At 65.2% G+C, this 24990-nt stretch carries 20 protein-coding genes; 10 read left to right on the plus strand and 10 right to left on the minus strand.

The annotated features are described in order from the left end of the window. Positions 1-2: 2 nt before the first annotated feature. Together E8F06_RS21810 and E8F06_RS21815 are read right to left on the minus strand one after the other, a co-directional pair. The gene (locus E8F06_RS21810) at positions 3-1199 is read right to left on the minus strand and encodes a glycine betaine/L-proline ABC transporter ATP-binding protein (RefSeq protein ID WP_280370939.1); all 1197 of its coding nucleotides are present in this window, start codon (positions 1197-1199) and stop codon (positions 3-5) included. A gap of 415 nt (positions 1200-1614) precedes the next feature. Then, the gene (locus E8F06_RS21815; RefSeq protein WP_280370940.1) at positions 1615-2571 is read right to left on the minus strand and encodes a choline ABC transporter substrate-binding protein; all 957 of its coding nucleotides are present in this window, start codon (positions 2569-2571) and stop codon (positions 1615-1617) included. 416 nt (positions 2572-2987) lie between these two features. Between E8F06_RS21815 and E8F06_RS21820 the strand changes: the two genes are divergently transcribed. After that, positions 2988-4364: an L-serine ammonia-lyase gene (locus E8F06_RS21820; protein WP_280370943.1), complete on the plus strand. Its 1377-nt coding sequence runs from the start codon at positions 2988-2990 to the stop codon at positions 4362-4364. Positions 4365-4754: 390 nt separating this feature from the next. Then, a complete protein-coding gene (locus E8F06_RS21825; protein ID WP_280370945.1) occupies positions 4755-5858 on the plus strand; it encodes a GlxA family transcriptional regulator in 1104 nt (367 codons plus the stop codon). Positions 5859-6069: 211 nt separating this feature from the next. On the opposite strand, the gene E8F06_RS21830 is transcribed toward E8F06_RS21825, so the two are convergent. From E8F06_RS21830 to E8F06_RS21860, 7 genes are all read right to left on the minus strand, one after another. Further along, positions 6070-6315, minus strand: a complete 246-nt coding sequence (locus E8F06_RS21830) for a hypothetical protein (RefSeq protein ID WP_028630518.1) — start codon at positions 6313-6315, stop codon at positions 6070-6072. 32 nt (positions 6316-6347) lie between these two features. Continuing rightward, positions 6348-7127, minus strand: coding sequence for an electron transfer flavoprotein subunit beta (locus E8F06_RS21835; protein WP_280370946.1), 780 nt, complete (start codon positions 7125-7127; stop codon positions 6348-6350). Continuing rightward, the gene (locus tag E8F06_RS21840) at positions 7117-8349 is read right to left on the minus strand and encodes an electron transfer flavoprotein subunit alpha/FixB family protein (RefSeq protein ID WP_280370948.1); all 1233 of its coding nucleotides are present in this window, start codon (positions 8347-8349) and stop codon (positions 7117-7119) included. The genes E8F06_RS21835 and E8F06_RS21840 overlap by 11 nt, the downstream gene beginning before the upstream one ends. Positions 8350-8470: 121 nt before the next feature. Then, positions 8471-10429, minus strand: a complete 1959-nt coding sequence (gene dgcB, locus E8F06_RS21845) for a dimethylglycine demethylation protein DgcB (protein ID WP_280370950.1) — start codon at positions 10427-10429, stop codon at positions 8471-8473. Positions 10430-10596: 167 nt separating this feature from the next. Beyond that, on the minus strand, positions 10597-12657 hold the full coding sequence (gene dgcA / locus E8F06_RS21850; RefSeq protein ID WP_280370952.1) for a dimethylglycine demethylation protein DgcA: 2061 nt from the start codon (positions 12655-12657) through the stop codon (positions 10597-10599). Positions 12658-12672: 15 nt separating this feature from the next. After that, positions 12673-13203, minus strand: a complete 531-nt coding sequence (locus E8F06_RS21855; RefSeq protein ID WP_280370954.1) for a 4-vinyl reductase — start codon at positions 13201-13203, stop codon at positions 12673-12675. A gap of 123 nt (positions 13204-13326) precedes the next feature. Next, on the minus strand, positions 13327-14304 hold the full coding sequence (locus tag E8F06_RS21860; RefSeq protein ID WP_044871141.1) for a dipeptidase: 978 nt from the start codon (positions 14302-14304) through the stop codon (positions 13327-13329). Positions 14305-14878: 574 nt separating this feature from the next. Between E8F06_RS21860 and E8F06_RS21865 the strand changes: the two genes are divergently transcribed. From E8F06_RS21865 to E8F06_RS21880, 4 genes are read left to right on the plus strand one after another with little or no spacing between them, the layout of a single operon-like run. Next, positions 14879-15361 (plus strand): formate dehydrogenase subunit gamma, encoded by a 483-nt coding sequence (locus E8F06_RS21865; protein ID WP_280370956.1) that lies wholly within the window; start codon positions 14879-14881, stop codon positions 15359-15361. Further along, positions 15355-16914, plus strand: coding sequence for an NADH-quinone oxidoreductase subunit NuoF (locus E8F06_RS21870; protein ID WP_280370958.1), 1560 nt, complete (start codon positions 15355-15357; stop codon positions 16912-16914). Before E8F06_RS21865 ends, E8F06_RS21870 begins: the two co-directional genes overlap by 7 nt. Next, on the plus strand, positions 16911-19787 hold the full coding sequence (gene fdhF, locus E8F06_RS21875; RefSeq protein WP_280370960.1) for a formate dehydrogenase subunit alpha: 2877 nt from the start codon (positions 16911-16913) through the stop codon (positions 19785-19787). The genes E8F06_RS21870 and fdhF overlap by 4 nt, the downstream gene beginning before the upstream one ends. Continuing rightward, complete coding sequence (locus E8F06_RS21880; protein ID WP_077520446.1) at positions 19784-20005, plus strand: formate dehydrogenase subunit delta; 222 nt, start codon at positions 19784-19786, stop codon at positions 20003-20005. Before fdhF ends, E8F06_RS21880 begins: the two co-directional genes overlap by 4 nt. A 132-nt stretch (positions 20006-20137) precedes the next feature. Here E8F06_RS21880 and E8F06_RS21885 read toward each other — a convergent pair whose 3' ends face one another. After that, entirely contained in the window at positions 20138-21106 is a 969-nt protein-coding gene (locus tag E8F06_RS21885; protein WP_280370961.1) for a GlxA family transcriptional regulator, read from the minus strand. Positions 21107-21368: 262 nt separating this feature from the next. Here E8F06_RS21885 and choX point away from each other — a divergent pair, with 262 nt between their 5' ends. From choX to E8F06_RS21905, 4 genes are all read left to right on the plus strand, one after another. Then, the gene (gene choX, locus E8F06_RS21890) at positions 21369-22307 is read left to right on the plus strand and encodes a choline ABC transporter substrate-binding protein (protein WP_280370962.1); all 939 of its coding nucleotides are present in this window, start codon (positions 21369-21371) and stop codon (positions 22305-22307) included. 136 nt (positions 22308-22443) lie between these two features. Continuing rightward, the gene (locus tag E8F06_RS21895; protein WP_280370964.1) at positions 22444-23328 is read left to right on the plus strand and encodes a 3-keto-5-aminohexanoate cleavage protein; all 885 of its coding nucleotides are present in this window, start codon (positions 22444-22446) and stop codon (positions 23326-23328) included. Between the two features lie 114 nt (positions 23329-23442). Continuing rightward, entirely contained in the window at positions 23443-24408 is a 966-nt protein-coding gene (locus tag E8F06_RS21900; RefSeq protein WP_280370966.1) for an L-carnitine dehydrogenase, read from the plus strand. 86 nt (positions 24409-24494) lie between these two features. Beyond that, a complete protein-coding gene (locus tag E8F06_RS21905) occupies positions 24495-24974 on the plus strand; it encodes a thioesterase family protein (protein ID WP_280370968.1) in 480 nt (159 codons plus the stop codon). The last annotated feature ends 16 nt before the right edge of the window (positions 24975-24990 follow it).

Consider the following 24990-nt stretch of genomic DNA (forward strand, 5'->3'; position numbering starts at 1 on the left):
CGTCATTCTCCCCGCAGGCGGCTCAGCAGGCGGCCTTTGCTGATCGCGCCGCTATAGCGGCCACTCTGGTCGACCACCGGGATCGGCCCTTCGTTTATCACCAGGCGCTGGATGACGCTGTCGAGTGGCAGGTCTTCCGGTACCGGGTCGATGTGCTTGAGCAGGCTCTGCTCCAGATCCAGGGTCCGGCCGCCTTCTACCAGCAGGGCGATCTTTTCCAGGCTGATGGAGCCACGGAAGTTGTTCTTCTCGTCGACGATGAAGGCGTAGTGCTTGTCCATGGCCTGCAGCTTCTGGCAGACCGTCTGGGCATCGGGCGCCTTGCCGTTGTGCACGAACAGCGGAACGCTGTCGGACTTGAGCTGGCCGGCGGTGAGATAGCGGCTGGTGTCGACCGTGTTGAAGAAGTTGCGTACATATTCGTTGGCGGGGTTCTCGATGATCTCCTGGGGCGTGCCCACCTGGATCAGCTTGCCGCCTTCCATGATGCCGATGCGCGAACCGATGCGCATGGCCTCTTCGATGTCGTGGGACACGAAGATGATGGTGCGGCTGTGCTTCTTCTGCAGGTCCAGCAGCACGTCCTGCATCTCGCGGCGCTTGAGCGGGTCGAGTGCGGAGAAGGCCTCGTCCATGATGATCATCGACGGGTCCACGGCCAGGGCGCGGGCCAGGCCCACACGCTGTTGCATACCGCCGGAGAGCTCATGGGGATACTTGTGGGCGAAACTGGCCAGGCCAACCTGCTCCAGCACTTCCATGGCGCGCTTCTCGCGTTCCTTCTTGCCCTTGCCGGCCACCTCCAGGCCGAAGGCGGCGTTGTCCAGCACGCTGCGCGACGGCATCAGGGCGAAGGACTGAAACACCATGCTCATGTCGCGGCGGCGCAGGTCGATCAATTGCGACTTGGGCAGCTTGGCGACGTTCTGGCCGTCGATGAACACATCGCCGGCAGTGGGTTCAATCAAACGGTTGATCAGACGAATCAGGGTCGACTTGCCCGAACCCGACAGGCCCATCAGTACGAAGATCTCACCTTCGTTGACACTGAAGGACACATCGCTGACGCCGATCACGGCGCCACGTTCGGCCAGGATCTTTTCCTTGCTCCAGCCTTGCTTGAGTAGATCGATTGCTTCTTGTGGTTGTTGCCCGAAAACCTTGTAGAGGTTTTGAACCACGATCTTTCCAGACTGCATGGGATATTTCCCCTTCAGTAGACATCCAGGTCAGCTACACGGAGCCAGAACGGACGCTCGACGACGCCCAGCCTGGTGATGCCGACTGTCTTGCCTGTGTGGATAACAATGTTTCGAGAACCTGACAGCCCTCTGGCAGTGTTACGAAACCCATTCCCTGGGCGGGTTCAGCACCTCGGCCAGAGGTGCGCGTACTTCCGAAATTTCTTATTAGGCCGACCTCTATTCGGGGGGAGGTCGCCGCTTGTGTTCTTCGGTCCGGAGCGGAGTGCTCGCGGTCTGTCGGTCCACGGGAACCGACAGCGACGAAATCGGGTGACTCAACGATAAAGCCTTGAGGCCTTCGCAATTGTCGGTTTGCGACGTCCATATATTGAGCGGCGACATGGCCGATGATATCGCTGGATGCGCCGTGTCACGGCACTTCCACCTGCGTGAGTGCTGTTGGCAGGGGACCGCCGTCACGCGCGGTGACGCCCTGCAGCCAGGCGGTCAGCGTGTCGGGATTGGCTTTCAGCCACGCCTTCGCTTCGCGCCTGCGGTTGGTGCTCTGATTAAGTATGGCCTCCATCAGGTGGTTCTCCATGGCCAGGCTGAACTTGAGGTTTTTCAGCAGTCGTCCGAGGTTGGGGCACTCCTGGGTCAGGCCCTTGCGCACATTGGTATAGACAGTGGCGCCGCCGTAGTCCGGGCCGAACACGTCATCGCCGCCGGCCAGGTAATGCATGTTCAGCTGGTTGTTCATCGGGTGCGGTTCCCAACCGAGGAAGACCGCCCACTGGTTGAGGTGCTCGGCGCGCTTGACCTGGGACAGCATGCCGCTTTCGCTGGACTCCACCAGTTTGAAGCCACCGAGGCTGAAGGCGTTCTCCTTGATCATCTTGCCGATCAGCTTGTTGCCGTCGTTACCGGGCTCGATGCCGTAGATCTTGCCGCCCAGTTGCTCCTTGAACTTCGCCAGGTCGGCGAAGCTCTTCAGTCCGCCGTCCCAGGCCGCCTGATTAACCGCCAGGGTGTACTTCGCGCCGGTGAGGTTGGCCCCGAGGGTTTCAACCGTGCCGTTCTCCCGATAGGGGCGGATGTCGTTTTCCATGCTCGGCATCCAGTTGCCGAGGAACACATCGATCTTGCCTTCGCTGAGGACCTTGTAGGTGTCCGGCACCGACAGGCGCTTGACCTTGGTGACGTAGCCGAGCTCGCTCAGCACATGGCGGGTGACAGCGGTAGTGACCGTGATGTCGCTCCAGCCGACATCGGCGAACTGCACGGTGGAGCAACGTGCCGGGTCGACGGCGGCCAGGGCTTGGGGGAGGGTAAAAAGGGAGGCGGCCAACAGCGTTGTTGCGAACAGGGGCGTGGTGGGTCGAGTCATTGAAGGGGTCCGTCCACAGCAGGAATTATTGTCGTTCTCCGGACTCGCGTGGCTGTCGGACTGCTGCAGGCCCCCGCCCCCGGGCGGCGGAATGATGCGGGCCAGACGCATCGCCTGACTACCGACCCGGTCGCACTCAGAACTTATCTGTCGCGGCTGGCATAGGGAAGCTGATGCTCAGTCGCGACGACTCTCTGTAGGGGCGAATTCATTCGCCAAGGGCGGCGCAGCTGCCCCAACTAGCCATGCTGGGCGGGCCTTCGGCCTGCTTGGCGAATGAATTCGCCCCTACAAGGGCAGAGCGAACCATTCCCGGCCACGACGTGTTTGGATACGAGCAAGTCGGTGTGGGAAGTCCTCGCTCCGGCGAAATGCCGATCATGTCCGACAAGTGTGATCCTTATCGGAGTTGCCCCGTGGCTATCAGCGTTTTCGACCTGTTCAAGATCGGTATCGGCCCTTCCAGTTCGCATACCGTGGGGCCGATGCGGGCGGCGGCGCTGTTCGCCACGGCGCTGCGCGAGCGCGGCCTGCTGGCCCAGGTGACGCGGGTCGAGGTGCGCCTGTACGGCTCGCTGTCGGCCACCGGTGTCGGCCACGGCACCGACCGCGCCACCCTGGTGGGGCTGATGGGGGAATGGCCGGATCAGGTCGACCCGAAGCAGATCGCCCCGCGCATCGAGGCGCTGAAGGCCTCCCGCGAACTGCTGCTGGACGGCAGCCACCCGGTGGCCTTCGACTGGCAGCGCGACCTGCTGCTGCTCGACGAGAACCTGCCGTATCACCCCAACGCCATGACCCTGATCGTCGAAGGCGAGGGCGGTGAACTGCACCGCGACACCTACTACTCCATCGGCGGCGGTTTCGTCGTCGACGAGGCCCAGGCGAAGTCCGGGCAACTGGACCAGGACGCCACCGCACTGCCCTACGACTTCTCCAGTGCCGAAGAGCTGCTGGAGCTCTGCCAGCGCCACAACCTGCGTATCTCCGAGCTGATGCTGGCCAACGAGAAGGCCTGGCGCAGCGAGGCGGAAATCCGCGCTGGCCTGCTGAAACTGTGGGACGCCATGCAGGAATGCGTGCGTAACGGCATGGGCGAGGAAGGCATCCTCCCCGGCGGACTGAATGTGCGCCGCCGCGCGGCCAAACTGCACCGCAGCCTGCAGGAACTGGGCAAGCCCAACGTCATCGGCTCGACCATGAGCGCCATGGAATGGGTCAACCTCTACGCCCTGGCGGTGAACGAGGAAAATGCCGCTGGCGGGCGCATGGTCACTGCACCCACCAACGGCGCGGCCGGCATCATCCCGGCGGTACTGCACTACTACATGCGCTTCAATCCCGAGGCCACCGACGACGACGTGGTGCACTTCTTCCTCGGGGCCGCCGCCGTCGGCATCCTGTGCAAGAAGAACGCCTCGATCTCCGGCGCCGAAGTCGGCTGCCAGGGCGAAGTGGGCTCGGCCTGCGCCATGGCCGCCGCTGGCCTGGCGGAAGTGCTGGGGGCGACTCCGGCGCAGCTGGAGAACGCCGCTGAGATCGGCCTGGAGCACAACCTCGGGCTGACCTGCGACCCGGTGGGTGGACTGGTGCAAGTGCCGTGCATCGAGCGCAACGCGATCGCCGCGGTGAAGGCGATCAACGCGGCGCAGATGGCCCTGCGTGGCGACGGCGAGCACTTCATCTCGCTGGACCGGGTGATCCGCACCATGCGCGACACCGGCGCCGACATGCACGACAAGTACAAGGAAACCTCGCGCGGTGGCCTGGCGGTCAGCGCCATCGAGTGCTGATCTCGACCATGGGCGGCCGCCGCCGCCCAATGCTGGTGCACGATGCGGCGGGGCGGTTATGACCGGGCGGTCCGGTTATGAATATTCCGTCTGTTACTGAAGGTGTTGTCCTATAGCACGGGGTGACATTCGCTGACACCGCCAGTGCTACCTAAGTCCCCAGGGCCCGCCGGATGCGGGCTCTCGCGGTCGTAAACAGAATGATTCTGTCGCTGGCGCCTAGGCCGAATGGCACGGGCCTTGGAAGAATCCACTGTTTTTAATTGAACGATCAATAAAACTAGGCACGACCTTTGCCTAGATTTGGTATTCCCTGGTTTTGAAGACCAGGCCATAACAAAAAAGCCTCTAAACGAGGCTCCGCTCCGTGCCTAGCTGAGGGTTTCGCTGATGTCACAGTTCAACCAAGGGGCTCAACCCCAGAACCGTGTTCCCCAGTCCATCGGTTTCCTGCTGCTGGATAACTTCACCCTGATTTCCCTGGCATCCGCGGTCGAACCGCTGCGCATGGCCAACCACCTCTCCGGCCGCGAACTCTATCGCTGGTACACGCTCAGCCAGGACGCCCGTCCCGTGAGCGCCAGCGACGGCCTGCAGATCACCCCCGACAGCGGCCTGGACAACGCGCCGGCGCTGGACGCCGTGATCGTCTGCGGCGGCGTCGACATCCAGCACAGCGTCAGCCGCGAACACGTGCAGTGGCTGCAGTCCCAGTCCCGCCAGGGCCGCCAGCTGGGCGCCGTGTGCACCGGCAGCTGGGCACTGGCCAAGGCCGGCCTGCTCGACGGTTTCGAGTGCAGCGTGCACTGGGAATGCCTGGCAGCCATGCAGGAAGCCTTCCCCCGCGCCGGCATCAGCACGCGTCTGTTCTCCATCGACCGCAATCGCTACACCTCGTCCGGCGGCACCGCGCCGATGGACATGATGTTGCACCTGATCGCGCGCGAGCATGGCCGCGAACTGGCAGCCGCCATCTCCGAGATGTTCATCTACGAGCGCATCCGCAACGAGCAGGACCACCAGCGTGTGCCGCTCAAGCACATGCTCGGCACCAACCAGCCGAAGCTGCAGGAAATCGTCGCGCTGATGGAAGCCAACCTGGAGGAGCCCATCGACCTCGACGAGCTGGCCACCTACGTCGACGTCTCGCGCCGCCAGCTGGAGCGTCTGTTCCAGAAGTACCTGCACTGCTCGCCGTCGCGTTACTACCTGAAGCTGCGCCTGATCCGCGCACGCCAGCTGCTGAAGCAGACCGCCATGTCCATCATCGAGGTGGCGTCGGTGTGCGGCTTCGTTTCCACCCCGCACTTCTCCAAGTGCTACCGCGAGTATTTCGGCATTCCGCCGCGTGACGAGCGTGCCGGCCAGAACGCCAACGTGGTGGCCCTGATGCCGGTGCCGGACGAACTGGTGCGCAACGCGCCGTCCACCGCCGGCGTTGCCCTGACCCGCGCCCAGGGCGAGTCCACCTTCGCCAGCGTGCGGGTGGTGTAACGCACCTCCCTTGGCGAATGAGGAGCCTGTAGGGGCGAATTCATTCGCCAAGGGCGGCGAAGCTGCCCCATTCAGGACCAGAAGGGCGGACCTGCGGCCCGCTTGGCGATTGAAATCGCCCCCACAAAGTATCCCCCGGTGCGCACGGCGCACCCTACGGGAAAGAAAAAGGCGCCATGGGCGCCCTTTTTTGTATCCCGGATTCAGCCCCTCAGCGCGGCACCAACGCCGGCAGCAGCGTGCGCGAAATGGCTTCGCGCACGTTCGGCAGCAGCGTCGCGCTGCCACCCAGCAACTCTTCCACCAGGCGGCGCAGCGCCAGTGCGCGCTCCGGGCTGAGACCGCTCACGGCCTGTTCGCAGGCCTGCTCGGCGGTAACCCCCGGCGGGATGCTGATACCCAGCGCCACCAGGCGCTCACGAAAGTCTTCCTGGTCGATCAGATCGGCATGCATCATCGCGCTATTCCTCCGCATCGGGTGCCGCGCGATCAGCGCAGCACACCCTCTTCCAGCAACAGTTTGAAGATAGCTTCGGCGCCCGCCTGAGGCGAGACGTCCTTGAGTACCTGGCCGCCACCGCCGGATGCCTTGGCGGTCGCCGCCTTCATCCGTTCGGCGCCGGTCTTGGCCTTGATCACCTTGAGCCGCTTGGGCCGTGGGCGAGCCGGTTGCAACTGGGCCTCGGCGAACAATACATCCTCCACCAGCTCCACGTCTTCGGCTTCGATGTGGCCGCGGCGGGCCGGGCCGAAAGCACTCTGGCGGGCGGTGGGAGCGGCGTTGTCGACGCAGGCGACGAAGGGCAGGCGCACCTTCAGCCGGCGGCGTTGGCCGCGTGGCAGGGCCTGCAGGACCTGGGCCACGCCGTTGTCCACTTTTTCCACCTCGGCCAGGCCCACCACCAGCGGCCAGCCCAGGCGTTCGGCCAGCAGGTAGGGCAGCATGCCCGAACCTTCGCCGGTTTCCGCCTGGCTGCCGGTGAGCACCAGCTGGGCGCCGCTTTCGCGGAGGAAGTCGCCCAGCGGGGGCAGGGCGTCGTCTTGTGTGCCCTGCTCTAGGACGATCAGTTCGTCCAGGCCCATGCCCAGGTAGGCGCGCAGGGCTTCTTCCCGGGGATTGCCGGCATGCACCACGCGCAAGCGCGGGCCGGCCAGGCGCAGGCCGAGCTCGACGGCGCGGGCATCCTGGTCGGCGCGGCGTGCGCGGCCCGAGGTGGGGTGCGCGCCGATGGAAATCAGGCTGACGATCTTCAGTGCGTCATGCGGCATCGCGTGCCCCTCCCTGACGGTATTCGGTGGCCAGCTGGATCAACGCCGCGAGAATGGCGCCGGAGTCGCCGATCACCGAGAGATCGGCGCGTTTGATCATGTCGCAGCCCGGGTCCATGTTCACCGCCACCACCTTGTCGCAGGCGCCGATGCCCTGCAGGTGCTGGATGGCGCCGGAGATGCCCACCGCGAGGTAGACGCGCGCGGTGACCCAGGTACCCGTCGCACCCACCTGGCGGTTACGCGGCATGAAGCCGTCGTCCACCGCCACGCGGGAAGCGCCTTCGGTGGCGCCGAGGGCGCCGGCCGCTTCGTGGAACAGTGCCCAGTCCTTCACCCCGTTGCCGCCGGAAAGGATGAACTCCGCCTCGGCCATTGGGATCTGCGCCGGGTCCACGGCCACCGGGCCGAGGTCCTCGATGCGCGGCAGGCTGTGGGCGATGTTTGCCGACAGATCCAGCTGACGGGCCTCGTGACGGGTTTCGCTGACCGGTTCGGCGCATTCGGCGGCGGCCAGGATCAGGCGCGGCACTTGGCGCACCAGGTCCTCGCGGCCTGCACCGGCGCGGCCAGTGGCTTGTTCGTTGGCGACCTGCCAGACGCGCGTGGCCGGGCGTTCGCCCAGCTTCGCGGACAGGCGGCGGCCCAGTTCGCCACCACCGGTGCGGCTGTCGGGCAGCAGCCAGTGGCGGGGCGCCAGCTGGCTTTCCACAGCGCTCAGGGCCAGTACACGGGCTTCCGGCGAGTAGCCGTCGAACTCGTCACCCGCGATACGCAGGATGCGGTCCACGCCCGCGGTATCGAAGGCGGATTCCTTGTCTTCGCCGAAGAGCACGGCGACCACCGCGCCTTCGCTGCCGGCCAACTTGTTGGCCAGGCCCAGGAGGTCCTTGTCGTGGCTGGAGAGACGGCCACCGACCATGTCCGGCACCACGCAGATGTGGAAGGCCGGTTGTTCGATCACGTGCAACGGCAGCTGCACCACTTCGCTGGCCGCGCTGCGCTTGCCGGCGGTGCCCTGCTGGGCGCCGCTGCGGTCGATACGCTTGACGCCGTTGGGGCCGATGAAGCCCGCTGCCGCGGCGTGGGGATTCTTGCGGATCAGGCCGTTGGGGCCCATCCAGCTCGTCTGCCCCTGGGTCTGCATGGCGGCATGCAGCGGGTGCAGGCGGTTGCGGGCGATCCACTCGGCGCGCGGGTCGCGGCGGATGATGTCGCTCATGGGCGGGCCTCCAGCGTGCTTTTCGTAGGAGCGAGCTTGCTCGCGAAGGGGATGACGTCGGTGCGGTGCCGGTTCGCGAGCAAGCTCGCTCCTACACCTGCTACCGGGGCTGGGATATGCATCACGCCACCTCCACGGCAGCTTTAGCCGCCGACGGCTTTTTTACTTCCGCCGGCACCTCGATCAGCACATCCGCCACCAGTTCGGCGATGTCCTTGATCTCCGGGCGCGGGGCGACCACGCCTTCGAGCATTGCGGTGCACTGCGGGCAGCCCACGGCTACCAGTTCTGCGCCGGTTTCCTTGATGTCCACCATGCGCATGTCCGGGATCCGCTGCTTGCCGGGGATGTCGGTGATCGGTGCGCCACCGCCACCGCCGCAGCAACGGGAACGGAAGCCGGAGCGTTCCATTTCCTTGACCTCGATGCCGATGGCCTTGAGCACGGCGCGCGGGGCTTCGTACTCGCCGTTGTAGCGGCCCAGGTAGCACGGGTCGTGGTAGGTCACGCTGCCGCCCTTGTGCTGGCCGAGGCTGAGGCTGCCGCGCTGCATCAGTTCGTTGATGTAGGTGCTGTGGTGCAGGACTTCGTAATGGCCGCCCAATGCGCCGTACTCGTTCTTCAGCACGTGGAAGCTGTGCGGGTCGCAGCTGACGATGCGCTTGAACTTGTACTGGTTCAGCGTGGCGATGTTGCGTTTGGCCAGGTTCTGGAAGGTGGCTTCGTCACCCAGGCGGCGGGCTACGTCGCCGCTGTCGCGTTCTTCCAGGCCGAGTACGGCGAAGTCGACGTTGGCAGCTTTCAGGACTTTGACGAAGGCGCGCAGCGTGCGCTGGTTGCGCATGTCGAAGGCACCGTCGCCGACCCAGAACAGCACCTCGGCCTGCTTCTTCTCGCTCATCAGCGGCAGGTTCAGGTCCGCAGCCCAGTTCAGGCGGCCGCCGGGGGCGAAGCCGCCGGGGTTGTCGGTGGCGATCAGGTTTTCCAGCACCTCGGCACCCTTGTTCGGGGTGGAGCCCTTTTCCAGGGTCAGGTGGCGGCGCATGTCGACGATGGCGTCGACGTGCTCGATCATCATCGGGCATTCCTCGACGCAGGCACGGCAGGTGGTGCAGGACCACAGGGTGTCCGCTTCCACCAGGCCCTTGCCGCCCTGGACCACGATCGGCTGGTGCGGGCCGCCAGCGTGCTCGCCCAGCGGGATGCCCGGGTAGGGGCTGCCGGCGAACTTGGCGTCGTCACCACCGGCCAGGCCGATGACCATGTCCTGGATCAGCTTCTTCGGGTTCAGCGGCTGGCCGGCAGCGAAGGCGGGGCACACGGCCTCGCACTTGCCGCACTGCACGCAGGCGTCGAAGCCGAGCAGCTGGTTCCAGGTGAAATCAGTGGGTTTTTCCACGCCCAGCGGCGCGTTGGGGTCTTCCAGGTCCAGCGCCTTGAGGCCGGTGGAGCGGCCGCCGCCGAAGCGCTCGGCGCGGCGGTGCCAGGCCAGGTGCAGGGCACCGGCGAAGGCGTGCTTCATCGGGCCGCCCCAGGTCATGCCGAGGAACAGCTCGGACACGCCCCAGGCCACGCCAATGGTGAGGATGCCGGCGAGGAACCAACCGCCGAAGCCTTCCGGGAGGATGCCGGCCGCCGGCAGGGTGGCGATGAAGAAGCTCGCCGCGAACATCAGCAGGCTCTTCGGCAGACGCATCCACGGGCCCTTGGACAGACGGGACGGCGGATCGAGACGGCGTTTGGCGACGAAGAGTGCGCCAACGAACATCAGCACGGTGGCGGCCAGCAGGGCGAAGCCGAGGATCCGGCTCTGCAGGCCAAAGCCATGCACCGCGATCGCCAGCACGGCCGACAGCACGAAACCACCGGCGGTGGCCACGTGGGTCTTGGACATGTACTTGTCGCGCTCGACCACATGGTGCAGGTCCACCAGGTAGCGGCGCGGCATCTTCATCAGGCCACCGATCCAGTCGACCTTGGAGGGTCGGCCCCGGCGCCACATGAAGAAGCGCTTCGCGGCGCCCAGCACGGCAAGGCCGAGGGCGGCGAAGAGCAGGATGGGAAGAAGGGTGTTCAGCATTCTAGTTGGTCTCCTTGCAGGGACCGAAAGGGGTGCTCCGAACCAGTCCCCTCTCCCTGAGGGAGAGGGTTAGGGAGAGGGGGATGCCGAAAACGCAGGGGTTGCCGGCTTGCCCTCTCCCCCCGCCCTCTCCCGCAAGCGGGAGAGGGGGCCGTCCGTGTGGGCGCTTAGAAGTCCTTGCACAGACGCAGGGCGTCGTAGATCGCCGCGTGGGTGTTGCGCTGGGCCACGCAGTCGCCGATGCGGAACAGCAGGTAACCGCTGCCGGTTTCGCTGAGGCAAGGTTGCGGCTTGATGGCGAACAGCGCCTCGACGTCGATCTGGCCCTTGTTGCGCGAACCGTCCTTGAGCGCGTAGTACAGGCCCTCGTCCGGGCGCACGCCGTTCTCGATGACGATCTGGTCCACCACACGCTCCTCGCGGGCGCCGGTGTACTCGTTCTCCAGCACCGCCACCACCTTGTCACCCTCGCGGTAGACCTTTTCCAGCATCAGGTCGCCGGTCATGATCACTTCTTTCGGGTACATGCTGCGGTAGTAGGTCGGGAAGGTGGTGCCGCCCATGGCGATGCCCGGCTTGATGTCGTCGGTGACGATTTCAACCTGGGCGCCCTTGTCGGCCAGGAAGTCCGCCGCCGACATGCCGCCGAATTCGCAGATGGTGTCGTAGACCAGCACGTTCTTGCCCGGCGCCACGGTGCCGTCGAGCACATCCCAGCTGCTCACTACCAGGCCTTCAGCCGCGCCCCAGTGCTCGTTCTGCTCCAGGAACGGATGACCGCCGTTGGCCAGGACGACGATGTCCGGCTTGAGGTCGAGGATGGCTTCCGGGTTGGCCGCGGTACCCAGGCGCAGGTCGACGCCCAGGCGAGCGATCTCCAGCTGGTACCAGCGGGTGATACCGGCGATCTGGTCACGCTGCGGTGCCTTGGCGGCGATGGTGATCTGGCCGCCGAGCTGGTCCTTCTTCTCGAACAGGGTCACGTCGTGGCCGCGTTCGGCCGCTACGCGGGCCGCTTCCATGCCTGCCGGGCCACCGCCGACGATCACTACCTTGCGCTTCACGCCGGTAGTCTTCTCGATGATGTGCGGCACGCCCATGTATTCACGGGAGGTGGCGGCGTTCTGGATGCAGAGTACGTCCAGGCCCTGGTACTGGCGGTCGATGCAGTAGTTGGCGCCGACGCACTGCTTGATCTGGTCCACCTGGCCCATCTTGATCTTGGCGATCAGGTGCGGGTCGGCGATGTGGGCGCGGGTCATGCCCACCATGTCCACGTAACCGCCTTCCAGGATACGGGTGGCCTGATTCGGGTCCTTGATGTTCTGCGCGTGCAGGACCGGAACGTTGACCACTTCCTTGATGCCGGCCGCCAGGTGCAGGAAGGGCTCCGGCGGGAAGCTCATGTTCGGGATCACGTTGGCCAGGGTGTTGTGGGTGTCGCAGCCCGAGCCAACCACGCCGATGAAGTCGATCATGCCGGTGTCGCTGTAGTACTTGGCGATCTGCTTCATGTCCTCGTGGGACAGGCCGTCCGGGTGGAATTCGTCGCCGCAGATACGCATGCCGACGCAGAAGTCGTCGCCGACTTCAGCGCGAACGGCTTTCAGCACTTCCAGGCCGAACTTCATGCGGCCTTCGAAGGTGCCGCCCCACTCGTCGGTACGCTTGTTGACGCGCGGGCTCCAGAACTGGTCGATCATGTGCTGGTGCACGGCGGACAGCTCAACGCCGTCCAGGCCGCCTTCCTTCGCCCGGCGCGCGGCCTGGGCGTAGTTGCCGATCACACGCCAGATCTCTTCCACCTCGATGGTCTTGCAGGTGGCGCGGTGCACGGGCTCGCGGATGCCGGACGGCGACATCAGGGTCGGCCAGTTGAAGCCGTCCCAGCGGGAGCGGCGGCCCATGTGGGTAATCTGGATCATGATCTTGGCGCCGTGCTTGTGCATGGCGTCGGCCAGATTCTGGAAGTGCGGGATGATGCGGTCGGTGGACAGGTTCACCGAGCTCCACCACTCCTGCGGGCTGTCGATGGCCACCACCGACGAGCCGCCGCAGATGGCCAGGCCGATGCCGCCCTTGGCCTTCTCTTCGTAGTACTTCACGTAGCGGTCGGTGGTCATGCCGCCGTCAGTGGCGTAGACCTCGGCGTGCGCGGTGGAGAGCACACGGTTGCGGATGGTGAGTTTGCCGATCTGGATCGGCTGGAACATTGCTTCGAATGCCATTGCCCTAGCCTCGCCTTACAGAGGTTTGACGATGAACAGGCCGTCGTCGTGGCCTTCTTCCGAGCCGCTGTACACCTGCTCGGCGACAGTGCGGACGCTGCTGCCGCGGGCCTGGAGAATCTGATCCAGGGCGCCGGCGAACCAGCCGGTGAACATGTAGTCGACCTTGCGGCCCACCTTGCCGTACACGTACACGAACGCGGAGTGCTTCAGGCGGACCTGGGCGGTGCCCTTGTCGAGGTCGATGGACTCGATCTGGAACAGGCCCCAACCGCGCTGGGACAGGCGCTTCATGTAGTGCTCGAACACCGCTACGCCTTCCAGGCCGTGGCATTCAGCTTCTTTCTCGCACCAGTGCCAGGCGGACTTGTAGCCGGCCTTGTAGAGGATTTCGGCGTAGCGCTCCGGGCCCAGCTCGGCTTCGATGCCCATGTGGTTGTTCACGAAGAAGTGACGGGGCACGTACAGCATCGGCAGGGCGTCGGTGGTCCAGACACCGGTTTCGCTGTCGACTTCGATGGGCATTTCAGGGGCGTGTTTGGCCATGTTGTTCTAGCTCCGGAATTCGATTTGGGCCCGGCTGCGGGCTTCATTAACCCCCTCTCCCTTTGGGAGAGGGTTGGGGTGAGGGTTTGGCCCCTCTCCCAGAGGGAGAGGGGAGAAGAGCGATCACTCGCCCCAGACGTCCTTCAGCACACGGACCCAGTTCTCGCCCATGACCTTGCGCACAACGCGCTCGGGCATACCGCGTTTGAGCAGGGTTTCGGTGAGGTTGGGGAACTCGCCCACGGTGCGGATGCCCAGCGGGTTGACGATCTTCCCGAAGTTGGTCAGGCGGCGGGCGTAACCCTTGTCGTGGGTCAGCCACTCGAAGAATTCCTTGCCGTGGCCCTGGGTGAAGTCGGTACCGATGCCGATGGCGTCTTCGCCAACGATGTTCATCACGTACTCGATGGCTTCGGCGTAGTCGTCGATGGTCGAGTCGATGCCTTTGGCCAGGAAGGGGGCGAACATGGTCACGCCGACGAAACCGCCGTGGTCGGCGATGAACTTCAGTTCTTCATCGGACTTGTTGCGCGGGTGTTCTTTCAGGCCGGACGGCAGGCAGTGGGAGTAGCAGACCGGCTTCTTGGATTCGAGGATGACCTCTTCGGAGGTCTTGGAACCCACGTGGGACAGGTCGCACATGACGCCGACGCGGTTCATCTCGGCGACGATCTCGCGACCGAAACCGGACAGGCCGCCGTCACGCTCGTAGCAGCCGGTGCCCACCAGGTTCTGGGTGTTGTAGCACATCTGCACGATGCCAACGCCCAGCTGCTTGAACACCTCGACGTAGCCGATCTGGTCTTCGAACGCGTGGGCGTTCTGGAAACCATAGAGGATGCCGGTCTTGCCCAGTTCCTTGGCCTTGCGGATGTCGGCGGTGGTACGCACCGGGATCACCAGGTCACTGTTCTCGCGGATCAGCTTGTTGCTCGCGGTGATGTTGTTCACCGTCGCCTGGAAGCCCTCCCACACCGACACGGTGCAGTTGGCGGCGGTCAGGCCACCCTTGCGCATGTCTTCGAAGAGTTCACGGTTCCACTTGGCGATGATCAGACCGTCGATGACGATGCTGTCGGCGTGCAGTTCGGCTGGGCTCATCAGGCTGTCCCCTGTTATGCATGCGCCGAATCTTCTGCCGGCGCTTTGAGGGGAGCATATCCCTGGGGAATTCGGCGCTATCGCGCAAAAGCGACCGGGGTATTGCCGAAAGCGTCAAGCCGGTCGCGAATGGGCAAGTAGGGTTCGGAACTGCCGTTTTTGCGGGGGTTGGCCTTGCTCTTGTGGGGGCGAATTCATTCGCTATGCAAGCCGTAGGCCTGCCTTCAGGCCGGAAATGGGGCGGCGGTGCCGCCCGTCGCGAATGAATTCGCCCCCACAGCAAAGCCGCAGGTCTGCGCTTCTCCAGGCATCGTTCCTGAGCGCCTATAAAGGAAGGTACGGAGCGCTCCGTCGGCCTGCGTCGGTTTCAGGATACGCAGGGTCGCTGGGGTGAAATCTCCGAATGACGGGGATGGCAAGCTCCTCGAATGTCCCGGACCAGCGCGCGTAGATGCGCTTCGGGGCGCTAGGACGGCCACCACAGGCCACGCTCCGTGACGTGGCGAGTGAGCCGCAGCCGAGACCTCCGGACGACTGAATTCAGCCCGTCGCCCGTGAAGCAGAGGAACGCTGTATGCCTGATGAGACGCTTCACCTGCCTCTGATCCAGAGCGTGCTGGAACGCGAAAAGGACACCCCCGGTGCCCTGCTGCCGATCCTCCACGCCATCCAGGAAGGCGCGGGGTACATCCCCGATGTCGCTATTCCCGAGATCGCCCACGCCCTGAACCTCAGCCTGGCCGAGGTGCGCGGGGTGATCAGCTTCTACCACGACTTCCGCACCACGCCGCCGGCACGCCATACCCTGCGCCTGTGCCGCGCCGAGTCCTGCCAGAGCATGGGCGCCGAGCGCCTGTCCGCGCAGCTGCGCGAAGAGCTGGAACTGGACGACCACGGCACCAGTGCCGACGGCCAGATCAGCCTGCGGCCGGTCTACTGCCTGGGCGCCTGCGCCTGCTCGCCGGCTCTGGAACTGGACGGCCGCCTGCATGCGCGACTGACCCCCGAGCGCCTGAGTGCGCTGGTGAAGGGCTGCCTGGAGGACGGTTCATGCTGACGCTGTGCATCCCCTGCGATTCCGTAGCCCGCGCCGTTGGTGCCGACGACCTGGCCACGGCCCTCGCCCGCGAAGCGGAGCAACGCAAGCTGCCGCTGGAAATCAAACGCACCAGTTCCCGTGGCCTCTACTGGCTGGAACCGCTGCTGGAGCTGGAAAGCGCCGAAGGTCGCCTGGGTTTCGGCCCGGTTGCGCCGGAGGACGTGCCGTCCCTGCTGGACGCCCTGCAGGGCGACGCCAGCACCCATCCGCTGGCCCTGGGGCCGGTGGAGGAACTGCCATACCTGAAGAGCCAGCAACGGCTGCTGTTCGCCCGCGCCGGCATCACCCGGCCGCTATCCCTGGATGACTACCGCGCCCACGGCGGTTTCGAAGGGCTGGCGCGCGCGATTGGTTTGAGCGGCGATGACGTCGTCACCGCCGTGCTGGATTCCGGCCTGCGTGGTCGGGGCGGCGCAGCCTTCCCGGCAGGCATCAAGTGGCGCACCGTGCGTGGCGCCGCCGCCGCGCAGAAGTACGTGGTCTGCAATGCCGACGAAGGCGACTCCGGCACCTTCGCCGACCGCATGCTGATGGAAGGCGACCCCTTCCTGCTGATCGAGGGCATGGCCATCGCCGGCCTCGCCGTCGGCGCCACCATGGGCTACATCTACGTGCGCTCCGAGTACCCGCAGTCGGTGGATAACCTGCGCGCGGCCATCGAGATCGCCCGCGAGGCCGGCTACCTAGGCGCCAACGTCGGTGGCAGCGGCCGGGCCTTCGACCTCGACGTGCGCGTAGGCGCTGGTGCCTATATCTGCGGTGAGGAAACCGCCCTGCTGGATTCGCTGGAAGGCAAGCGCGGCGTGGTCCGTGCCAAGCCACCGCTGCCCGCGCTGCAGGGCCTGTTCGGCCTTCCGACGCTGGTCCACAACGTGCTCACCCTGGCCTCGGTGCCGGTGATTCTCGCCCGTGGCGCGCAGTTCTACAGGGACTTCGGCATGGGTCGCTCGCTGGGCACCATGCCCTTCCAGCTCGCCGGCAATATCCGCCATGGCGGGCTGGTGGAGCGCGCCTTCGGTCTGAGCCTGCGCGAGCTGGTGGAGGGCTATGGCGGCGGTACCGCCAGCGGCCGCCCGCTGAAGGCTGCTCAAGTAGGTGGACCGCTGGGTGCCTGGGTGCCGCCGTCGCAATTCGATACGCCGCTGGACTACGAGGCCTTCGCCGCCATGGGCGCGATGCTCGGCCACGGCGGCGTGGTGGTGGCTGACGACAGCCTGGACATGGCCCATATGGCCCGCTTCGCCCTGCAGTTCTGCGCTGAGGAATCCTGCGGCAAGTGCACACCCTGCCGCATCGGCTCGACCCGCGGCGTGGAAGTGGTGGACCGCCTGATCGCCGCCACGGACATCACCGCTCGCGAGGAGCAGGCCCTGCTGCTCAAGGACCTCTGCGACACCATGACGTACGGCTCGCTCTGCGCCTTGGGTGGCATGACCGCCTACCCGGTAACCAGCGCGCTCAAGCACTTCCCCGCCGACTTCGGTCTGGAGACCTCGGAGGCCGACCAATGATCACTATCTTCGACCCCGCCAGCGACATCGATCTCGGCACCCCGGCCCGCGAAAGCGACGTGCAGGTCAGCCTGACCATCGATGGCCGCGAGATCAGCGTGCCCGCCGGCACGTCGGTGATGCGCGCCGCCGCGCTGCTCGGCACCACCATTCCCAAGCTGTGCGCTACCGATAGCCTGGAAGCCTTCGGTTCCTGCCGCATGTGCCTGGTGGAAATCGACGGAATGCGCGGCTATCCGGCCTCCTGCACCACGCCGGTGACCGAAGGCATGGTGGTCCACACCCAGACGCCCAAGCTCGCCACCCTGCGTCGCAATGTGATGGAGCTGTACATCTCCGACCACCCGCTGGACTGCCTGACCTGCTCGGCCAACGGCAACTGCGAGCTGCAGACCGTCGCCGGCCAGGTGGGCCTGCGCGAGGTGCGTTACGGCTACGACGGCGCCAACCACCTGGACGAGCAGAAGGACGTCTCCAACCCCTATTTCGACTACGACCCGAGCAAGTGCATCGTCTGCAACCGCTGCGTACGCGCCTGCGAGGAGACCCAGGGCACCTTCGCCCTGACCATCAGCGGGCGTGGTTTCGAGTCCCGCGTGGCGGCGGCCGGTGGCGAGAACTTCCTCGACTCCGAATGCGTGTCCTGCGGCGCCTGCGTACAGGCCTGCCCAACCGCCACCCTGATGGAAAAGAGCGTGGTCGAACTTGGCCAGCCCGAGCGTAGCGTCATCACCACCTGCGCTTATTGCGGCGTGGGCTGCTCGTTCAAAGCCGAAATGAAGGGCGACCAACTGGTGCGCATGGTTCCGGACAAGAACGGCCAGGCCAACCACGGCCATTCCTGCGTGAAAGGCCGTTTCGCCTTCGGCTACGCCACCCACCCGGACCGCATCACCAAGCCGATGATCCGCAAGCACATCAGCGATCCCTGGCAGGAAGTCAGCTGGGAAGAAGCGGTGAACCACGCGGCCAGCGAATTCCGTCGCATCCAGCTCAAATACGGGCGCGACTCCATCGGCGGCATCACCTCTAGCCGCTGCACCAACGAAGAAACCTACCTGGTGCAGAAGTTGGTGCGCGCCGGCTTCGGCAATAACAACGTCGACACCTGCGCCCGTGTCTGCCACTCGCCCACCGGCTACGGTCTCAAGCAGACCCTGGGCGAGTCGGCTGGCACCCAGAGCTTCGACTCAGTGATGCAGGCCGACGTGGTGCTGGTGATCGGCGCCAACCCCACCGACGCCCACCCGGTGTTCGGCTCCCAGCTCAAGCGCCGTCTGCGCGAGGGTGCGCGGCTGATCGTCATCGACCCGCGCCGTATCGACCTGGTGGATTCGCCCCACGCCCGCGCCGAGCTGCACCTGGCGCTGCGTCCGGGCACCAACGTGGCCATGCTCAACGCCCTGGCCCACGTGATCGTCACCGAAGGCCTGGTCAAACAGGACTTCGTGGATGCTCGCTGCGAAGCGACTGATTTCGCCCGCTGGCGCGATTTCGTCAGCCTGCCGGAAAACTCCCCCGAGGCCATGGGGCCGATCTGCGGCGTGTCGCCCGACGACATCCGCGCCGCTGCACGGCTCTACGCCACCGGCGGCAACGCGGCCATCTACTACGGCCTGGGCGTGACCGAGCACAGCCAGGGCAGCACCTCGGTCATGGGCATCGCCAACCTCGCCATGGTCACCGGCAACATCGGCCGCGAGGGCGTTGGCGTGAACCCGCTGCGTGGGCAGAACAACGTGCAGGGCTCCTGCGACATGGGTTCGTTCCCCCATGAACTGCCCGGCTATCGCCACGTTTCCAACGACACCGTGCGCGCCCAGTTCGAGCAGGCCTGGGGCGTGACCCTGCAGCCCGATCCGGGTCTGCGCATCCCCAACATGTTCGAGGCGGCCCTCGGCGGCACCTTCAAGGCGCTCTACTGCCAGGGCGAGGACATCGCCCAGAGCGACCCCAACACCCAGCACGTCACCGCCGCCCTGTCGGCCATGGAATGCGTGGTGGTGCAGGACATCTTCCTCAACGAGACCGCCAAGTTCGCCCATGTCTTCCTGCCGGGCAGCTCCTTCCTGGAGAAGGACGGCACCTTCACCAACGCCGAGCGACGCATCTCCCGCGTGCGCAAGGTGATGGACCCGCTGGGCGGCAAGGCCGACTGGGAGGCGACGCAGCTGCTGGCCAACGCCCTCGGCTACAAGATGGACTACAAGCACCCGTCCCAGATCATGGACGAGATCGCCAGCCTGACCCCGACCTTCACCCGCGTGAGCTATGCCGAACTGGATCGTCACGGCAGCCTGCAATGGCCCTGCAACGACGCCGCGCCGGATGGCACGCCGACCATGCACATCGAGGAATTCGTGCGGGGCAAGGGACGCTTCATGCTCACCGGCTACGTGCCCACCGAAGAGAAGGTCAATAGCCGCTATCCGCTGCTGTTGACCACCGGCCGCATCCTCAGCCAGTACAACGTCGGCGCCCAAACCCGGCGCACCGACAACGTCGCCTGGCATGAAGAGGACCGCCTGGAGATCCACCCGACCGATGCCGAGAGCCGAGGCATCACCGAGGGCGACTGGGTGGGCGTGGGCAGCCGCGCCGGACAGACGGTGCTGCGTGCCAAGGTCAGCGAGCGGGTGGCGCCGGGGGTGGTGTACACCACCTTCCACTTCCCCGAATCGGGGGCCAACGTGATCACCACCGACAACTCCGACTGGGCCACCAACTGCCCGGAGTACAAGGTGACGGCCGTGGAGGTGACGCGGGTCTACCACCCCTCCGAATGGCAGAAACGCTATCAAGAGTTCAGTGACGAACAGCGGCGCCTGCTCAAGGATCGCCGCAGGACCGAAAAAGTCGAGGTACGCCGATGAGCACCGACAACCTGATCAAGATGGCCAACCAGATCGCCCAGTTCTTCGCCTCCGAACCGGACAAGGAGCAAGCGGTGAAGGGGGTGCGCACGCACCTGCAGAGCTTCTGGACGCCGGCCATGCGCATTGAACTGATGGCCTGGCAGGTAGAGCACCATGGCGAATGTCTGCACCCCCTGGTGCAGCAGGCGCTGGCGGAGCAGGGGAGGGCTGTGTAGCCAACCGTGGGGGCCCTTCTCTCTTGTGGGGGCGAATTCATTCGCTTAGGGCAGCGTAGCTGCCCCTTACAAGGCTTCAGGGCAGGACTGCGTCCTGCATAGCGAATGAATTCGCCCCCACAGGTTCTTGGTTCAACCTATCTGGCGAGCAGGCTCCGGATCCGGATGCTCATGCCTGTCTTGGCTCGGGCAGGTGGCGAAGCGTGCTCGGTAGGCACGGGAGAAGTAGGACGACGACTCGAAGCCACAGGCCAGGGCGACTTCCAACACGCTCATGTCGGTCTGGCGCAATAGCTGGCGGGCCTTGTCCAGGCGCAGGCCGAGGTAGAAATTCGACGGCGTTTCCTTCAGGTGCAAACGAAACAGCCGCTCCAGCTGGCGCGGGGTGACGCTCACCCGCTCGGCCAGTTCCCGCGAGCTCAGGGGCGTCTCGCTGTGCCGCTCCATCTCGCCAATCACCTGCACCACCTTCTTGTTATGCACGTGGAAGCGGCTGGCGATCTGCATGCGCTGATGGTCCTGCTGGGTGCGGATGCGGCCCAGTACGAACTGCTCCGACACCTGCAGCGCCAGGGCTTCGCCGTGGCTGCGGGCGATCAGCGTGAGCATCAGGTCGAGGCTGGCGGTTCCCCCTGCGCTGGTGATCCGCTTGCCGTCGATCTCGAACAGCTCCTGGGTGACGTTCAGCGCCGGGTAGCGTTCGTGGAAGGCTTCCAGGGCTTCCCAGTGCAGGGTCAGGCGTTGACGGTTGAACAGTTCGGCCTCGGCCAGGACGAAGCTGCCGGTATCGATGCCCCCCAGCAGCAGACCGTCGCGTTCGGCACGATTGAGCCAGTGGGCCAGGCGTGGGCCGAAACTGGCCAGCGGCTCAAAGCCGGCCACCACGAACAGGCAATCGCCTTCTGGCGGTGAGTCCAGCCCGCCATCCACGTTCAGCGACATGCCATTGCTCCCCGGCACCGGGCCGCCATCCAGGCTCAGCAGGCGCCAGCGGTAGAGCTCACTCCGAAAGCGATTGGCCACCCGTAGGGGCTCGACCGCCGACATCAGGCCGATCATGGAAAAGCCCGGCAGCAGGAGGAAGCTGAACGTCTGTGGCATGGCCGCTTTCCGCGAAGGGGATAAGGCACTAAAAAACACTACGCAGCCGCGTGCAAGAAAGGTGGTCGTTCCTGTTCAACAGGTAGTCGTTTTAGTTCGAATCGCGGGTTCGGACGCTGAGTAATTTGTCTCCATCGGGTTGTAGTGGCGCCCGAAAACGGAAGGAGTTGCCGGACAGATCGAACGCAGTAGCTCTCGATCTGTCCGGGCCCCGGCTCCTGCACAACAAATAAATAACCGTTTGGCCGCAAGGGGAGCATCAATGAAACGTCTCACCGCATTCGCTGGTTGCTGTCTGTTCGCCCTCTCCACCACCGCCGCACTCGCCGCCGAAGACGCCAGTTGCCAGAAGATCCGCGTAGGCGTGGTCGGCTGGACCGACGTCGTCGCCACCACCGCCGTCACCAACGAACTGCTCGGCAGCCTGGGTTACCAGACCACCCAGACCCAGGCCTCGCAGCAGATCATTTTCGCCGGCATCCAGAAGAAACAGATCGATGTCTTCCTCGGCTACTGGAAGCCGATCATGGACGACAACATCAAGCCGTTCCTGGCTTCCAAATCGGTGAAAGTTGCCGCCGAACCCTCGCTGAATGACGCCATCGCCGTACTCGCGGTGCCCACCTACACAGCCGAGCAGGGCCTGCGCACCTTCTCCGATATCGCGAAATTCAAGGACCAGCTGGACGGCAAGATCTACGGCATCGAATCCGGCTCCGGCGCCAATACCGCGATCCAGAAGATGATCGACACCAACCAGTTCGGCCTGGGCGGCTTCAAGCTGATCGAGTCCAGCGAGGCGGCCATGCTCACCGCGGTCAAGCGTGCGGTGAAGAACAACAAGCCGGTGGTGTTCTTCGGCTGGAAACCGCACCCGATGAACATCCAGATGCCCATCACCTACCTCACCGGCAGTGAGGACGTGTTCGGCCCCAATGATGGCGCCGCCACCGTCTCCACCGTCACCGCGCCGGACTTCGCCCAGCGCTGCCCCAACGCCGATCGCCTGCTGGCCAACCTGCGCTTCACCAGCGACCAGGAAGCCCAGCTGATGCAGCCGATCATGGACCGCGAAGACCCAGCCAAGGTCGCCCGCCAGTGGCTCAAGGCCAATCCGGAAGTGGTCAAGGGCTGGCTCGCCGGGGTCACCACCTTCGACGGCAAGAACGGCGTCGAAAGCGCCTTCGCCTCCTTGAAGTAGGGTGGGCTTCAGCCCACCTGCCGGCTCGATGGTGGGCTAAAGCCCACCCTACCGGCTGCGAATGAACCCGATACACCCCATGCGCGGATTGCCCCGCGCACGGTTTCCGATCGCCTCGCAGAAGGATGAAACAACCGTGAACTACGAAGTCATTGTCACCTGTGCCGTCACCGGCGCCGGCGATACCGTCGGCAAGCACCCGGCCATTCCCGTCACCCCGAAGGAAATCGCCGCCGCCGCCATCGAAGCGGCCAAGGCCGGCGCCACCGTCGCTCACTGCCATGTGCGTGACCCGAAGACCGGCAAGCCGAGCCGCGATGTGGCCCTGTACCGCGAAGTGGTGGAACGCATCCGCGAAAGCGATACCGACGTCATCATCAACCTCACCGCCGGTATGGGTGGCGACCTGGAAATCGGCAAGGGCGAGCAGCCCCTGGAATTCGGCACCGGCACTGACCTGGTGGGACCGCTGGAGCGCCTGGCCCACGTGGAAGAACTGCTGCCGGAAATCTGCACCCTGGACTGCGGCACCCTGAACTTCGGCGATGGCGACTTCATCTACGTCTCCACTCCGGCCCAGCTGCGCGCCGGTGCCAAGCGCATCACCGAGCTGGGCGTGAAGGCCGAGTTGGAAATCTTCGACACCGGCCACCTCTGGTTCGCCAAGCAAATGCTCAAGGAAGGCCTGCTGGAAGACCCGCTGATCCAGATCTGCCTGGGGATTCCGTGGGGCGCGCCGGCTGATACCACCACCATGAAGGCCATGGCCGACAACCTGCCACCGGGCATCACCTGGGCAGGCTTTGGTATCGGTCGCTCGCAGATGCCGATGGTGGCCCAGGCGATGCTGCTGGGCGGCAACGTGCGGGTAGGCCTGGAGGACAACATCTGGCTCGACCGTGGCGTACACGCCAGCAATGGCCAGTTGGTGGAACGCGCCATCGAGATCATCGAACGCCTTGGCGGTCGCGCCCTGACCCCGGCCGAGGGCCGCAAGAAGATGAACTTGAAGCCGCGCTGACCGCCCGCACGGACTTTTCTCCCCTCTCCCTCTGGGAGAGGGGCCGGGGGTGAGGGAAGCCGGATAGCACTCGGAGTTCCCCACTCTCCATTCATTCGCCCATCAGGAGCCACCATGTCCTTCGTTACTCAGATCAAGACCTTCGCCGCTCTCGGCAGCGGTGTCATCGGCAGCGGCTGGATCGCCCGCGCGCTGGCCCACGGCCTCGATGTCATCGCCTGGGACCCGGCCCCTGGCGCCGAAGCCGCCCTGCGCGCGCGCATCGCCAATGCCTGGCCAGCGCTGCAGAAACAGGGCCTGGCACCCGGCGCTTCCCAGGATCGCCTGCGCTTCGTCGCGACCATCGAGGAGTGCGTGCGGGACGCCGACTTCATCCAGGAAAGCGCCCCGGAACGACTCGACCTCAAGCTCGATCTGCACGCGAAGATCAGCGCGGCGGCGCGCCCGGATGTGATCATCGGTTCCAGCACGTCGGGCCTCTTGCCCAGCGAGTTCTACGCCGACGCCGCGCACCCTGAACGCTGCGTGGTCGGTCACCCGTTCAACCCGGTCTACCTGCTGCCACTGGTGGAAGTGGTGGGCGGCGAGAAGACCGCTCCGGAGGCCGTGCAGGCCGCCATCGAGATCTACACCGCGCTTGGCATGCGTCCGCTGCACGTGCGCAAGGAAGTGCCGGGGTTCATCGCCGACCGCCTGCTGGAAGCGCTTTGGCGCGAGGCGCTGCACCTGGTCAACGACGGCGTGGCCAGCACCGGCGAGATCGACGACGCCATCCGTTTCGGCGCCGGGCTGCGCTGGTCCTTCATGGGCACCTTCCTGACCTACACCCTGGCGGGCGGCAATGCCGGCATGCGCCACTTCATGGCGCAGTTCGGCCCGGCGCTGCAATTGCCCTGGACCTACCTGCCGGCGCCGGAATTGACCGATACCTTGATCGACCGGGTAGTGGAAGGCACGTCCGAGCAGCAGGGTTCACGTAGCATTGCCGAGCTGGAACGCTACCGTGACGATTGCCTGTTGGCGGTGCTCGGTGCCATCAAGGAAACCAAGGCCAATCACGGCTTCGCCTTCGCCGACTAACCTCAAACCTTCCCGCCACTCCGTGCTGACCCCCTCTCCCTTCAGGAAGAGGGTTGGGGAGAGGGCGCCTCGCTGGGAGTTTTTGCATGAGTCACGCCCTCACCACCTACCGCACTGCCATCCTTCCCGACTGGGTGGACTACAACGGCCACCTGCGGGACGCGTTCTACCTGCTGATCTTCAGCTACGCGACCGATGCCCTGATGGACGAGATCGGCCTCGATGAGGGCGGTCGTGCCACCACGGGCCACACATTGTTCACGCTGGAATGCCATCTCAACTATCTGGCCGAGGTGAAGCTGGGAGCCGAAGTGGAAGTGCGCACCCAACTGCTCGCCCACGACGCCAAGCGGCTGCATATCCACCACGGGTTGTATCTGAGGGAGGGGGAGGAGTTGTTGGCGGCCAGCGAGCAGATGCTGATGAACGTGGATTCCAGTTCGTCGCGCTCGGCGGTTTTCGACGCATCCGTGGCGGCGCGGATCGAAGCTATCGCGGCGACTCATTGCGAGCTGCCGCGGCCACGTCATGTCGGTTGTGTAATCGGCTTGCCGCCGCCTCGCTGAGGCGGCGGCGTCCGGA

The sequence above is a fragment of the Pseudomonas sp. BN411 genome (genome assembly GCF_029871235.1).
In the GTDB taxonomy this organism is placed as follows: Bacteria; Pseudomonadota; Gammaproteobacteria; order Pseudomonadales; family Pseudomonadaceae; genus Metapseudomonas.